At 64.1% G+C, this 2,749-nt stretch carries 3 protein-coding genes; 1 reads left to right on the top strand and 2 read right to left on the bottom strand.

Features of this window, described 5'->3' with window-relative positions:
- Positions 1 to 224: 224 nt before the first annotated feature.
- Together ACMZ6R_RS20360 and ACMZ6R_RS20355 are read right to left on the bottom strand one after the other, a co-directional pair.
- A complete protein-coding gene (locus tag ACMZ6R_RS20360; RefSeq protein ID WP_416114784.1) occupies positions 225 to 458 on the bottom strand; it encodes a hypothetical protein in 234 nt (77 codons plus the stop codon).
- Between the two features lie 123 nt (positions 459 to 581).
- Positions 582 to 1,244 carry a CBS and ACT domain-containing protein gene (locus tag ACMZ6R_RS20355; RefSeq protein WP_416114783.1) on the bottom strand — a complete coding sequence of 221 codons (663 nt, stop codon included), beginning with the start codon at positions 1,242 to 1,244 and terminating at the stop codon, positions 582 to 584.
- A gap of 159 nt (positions 1,245 to 1,403) precedes the next feature.
- On the opposite strand from ACMZ6R_RS20355, the gene ACMZ6R_RS20350 reads away from it, so the two are divergent.
- Positions 1,404 to 2,615 (top strand): zinc-dependent alcohol dehydrogenase, encoded by a 1,212-nt coding sequence (locus ACMZ6R_RS20350; protein ID WP_416114782.1) that lies wholly within the window; start codon positions 1,404 to 1,406, stop codon positions 2,613 to 2,615.
- Positions 2,616 to 2,749: the final 134 nt, after the last annotated feature.

Here is a 2,749-nt window from a genome sequence, read left to right as displayed (position 1 = left end):
CCCTTTTTGGAAAAAGGGTTCCCCTCTCGCGCTCTCCCCTCCCAAAAACTTCTAACGGTTACAGCGGCGGCTACGCTAACACCCTGTATCCGTTGAAAGTCTTTGGAAAGGGGGCCCGGGGGGAGAACCTTTCTGCAAGAAAGGTTTCCCCCCGGCGTTAAAAAAAACAAACGCGCCGGCCAAGGCCGACGCGTCGGAAGCGTGAAGCGGAAGGAGTCGGGGCGTTATTTGTAGTAGGAGAGAAGATTGAAGGAGGAATAGCCGTTATCCGGGTTTTCGGCGTAGCGACACCCCAGGCTGTTGTCCTCGTCCTTGCAGCGAATGTCTTTTTGTGAATTGCGGTAGAAGGTGCACTCGTTGTTGTTGCAAACGAGAATTTCGTCCCAGCCCGATTCCGGGGGACCTACCCATGACTCGAGTTTTGCCCCGCAATGCGGGCAATAGCGTTCTTCAAGCATCATCGTCTCCTTATGCGCAACCGTCGCCGGCTGGACGGCTGGAAGCTTTCTGGAAAATAGGCACGATCGGGCGGGCGTCAACCGTCCGGACCGCGAAGACGGCCCGGACGGCGACAACGGGGGCTAAAAATTGTCTTTGGCCCAGTAAAGCAGGTGATGATTGGCCGCCAGGCGGTCGACGACGCTCTTGGCCTGGGCTTCGTCGATGGGGTGTACGCGGATATAAACCGTGCGCCGGCCGGGGGCGGCCTCGTCGTAGGACGTCAGAATGCTGATGATGCGCACGTCGTGGGTTTTGAGGTCGTCGAGCACGCTCTTGAGGCTGCCCGAGATGTCGGGCAGGTCCAGGGCGAATTGCAGGCCGCCGTTCAAGACGCCGGTGATGCTCACGAGCACCTTGAAAATGTCGCTGTCGGTGATGACGCCGACCACCTTGTTGTCGCCGTCGACAACGGGCAGGCCGCCGATGTTGTGGCGCAAAAGCAGCACCGCCGCCTTTTCCACGGTGTCGTCCGGACTGACGGAGACCACGGTTTTGGTCATGATGTCGCCGATTTTTATTTCGGAGAGCAGGTAATACAGCTCATGCATGTCAAGCGTCGTGGCCTTGGATGGAGAGGCTTCCTTGATGTCCCGGTCGGACACGATGCCGACCAGCCGGCCGTTCTCGTCCACAACGGGCAGCCGGTGGTAGCCGTTCTCCTTCATCATTTTGGCCGCCTTCATGATGGAGGTGGCGGGCTTGGCCGTGACCGGGGATTTGCTCATCCAATCCTTAATCAGCATGTGCGTCTCCTTGTCGGTCCTTGAGGATGGGCCGCTTGTGGTATATGGCCCGGATGTCGCGCGGCGGCGAAGCGCCGGAAAAGGTCGCTCCCTTATACGTGATTGCGCCGTGATTTCAAGCCATTCACCCCTCTCCCGGGCAATTAAAGGATATCATCCATGAAGGCATTGGTCTATCGCCGCAGCGTCGCGCGCTATCTTGCCTGCGCCGCCGCCTCCCGGGTCGCGCCCAGGCGCTTTTTCCCCTGGCTGGCCCCACTGGGCTTGGCCACCGTGCCCTTCGATCCGCCCAAGGGCTGGCTGCCGCTTGTTCCCCGGCTGTGCGGCATCTGCGGCTCGGACCTCGGACTCTTGCGCGGCAGGGAATCGCCGCTGCTCGAACCCTACGCCAGCCTGCCCTTCATCCTGGGCCACGAGATGGTGGCCGATCTGGCCGAGGACGCGCCGGAAGCGGGCCTTGCCGCCGGGACGCGGGTAGTGGTCGAACCGGGGCTGCCCTGCGCCGTGCGGGGACTGCCCCCGTGCGGGCCGTGCAGTCAGGGGCATTACAACCGCTGCGAGCGTTTTCTCGACGGCGACCTGCCGCCGGGGTCGTTTCTGGGCTTTACCCGCCGCGCCGGCGGGGCCATGGCCGAACGCACGGCCGCCCATCCCTCGCGCATCCTGCCGGTGCCGGACGGGCTTTCCGACGAGGACGCGGTGCTGGCCGATTCCCTGGCCTCGGCGCTCCAGCCCGTGCTCGAACATTTTCCGGCCCCGGGGGCGACGGTGCTGGTCATGGGCGCGGGCATCCTGGGTCAGCATGTGGTGCGCTGCCTGCGGGGGCTCGGCAGCGACGCCAAAGTGCTGGTCACGGCGCGCCATCCCGTGCAGGCGGCCCTGGCCGAGGCCGGCGGCGCGGACGCCATCGTTCGGGCGAAAAACAAAAAGGATCTGGCCGAGGCCGTCGGCGGACGCTTCGTGGCCACGAGCCTCGGCGGCGGCAACATCGAGGGCGGCGTGGACATGGTCTTCGACTGCGTGGGCGCGTCGTCCACCTTCGAGACCGGGCTGCTCGCCCTTCGCGCCAGCGGCAAATACGTCATGGTCGGGGCCGGGGCGCGCCTGAAGGATGTGGATATTTCCAGCCTGTGGTTCCGGGAACTGACCGTGGCCGGTTCGTCGGGCTGCGCCGAAGCGCCCGATCCGCGCCGTCCCGGCGAGCGCGTGCGCACCTATGCCCTGGCCCTTACACTCCTCGCCTCGGGCACCTACCCGACCAAGGGCCTGCTCACCCACACTTTCCGCCTGGAAGCTTACGCCGACGCCTTTCGCACCGCCTTCGACAAGCGCGCCACGGGCAGCGTCAAGGTGGCGTTCGATTTAAGGTAGAAGGGAGGAGAGGGTGGGACGCCTCCGGCGGCCGGGGGGAAACTTTTTGAAAAAAGTTTCCCCCCGGACCCCCCTTCAAAAACTTTCAACGGGGGGGGGAGGTTCAAGCGGCGGCCATCTCGCCGGGACAGGGA

Origin of the sequence: Solidesulfovibrio sp. C21 (assembly GCF_047785625.1) — a bacterium.
Lineage (GTDB): Bacteria > Desulfobacterota > Desulfovibrionia > Desulfovibrionales > Desulfovibrionaceae > Solidesulfovibrio.
This window is presented reverse-complemented; position numbering and strand designations above follow the sequence as displayed.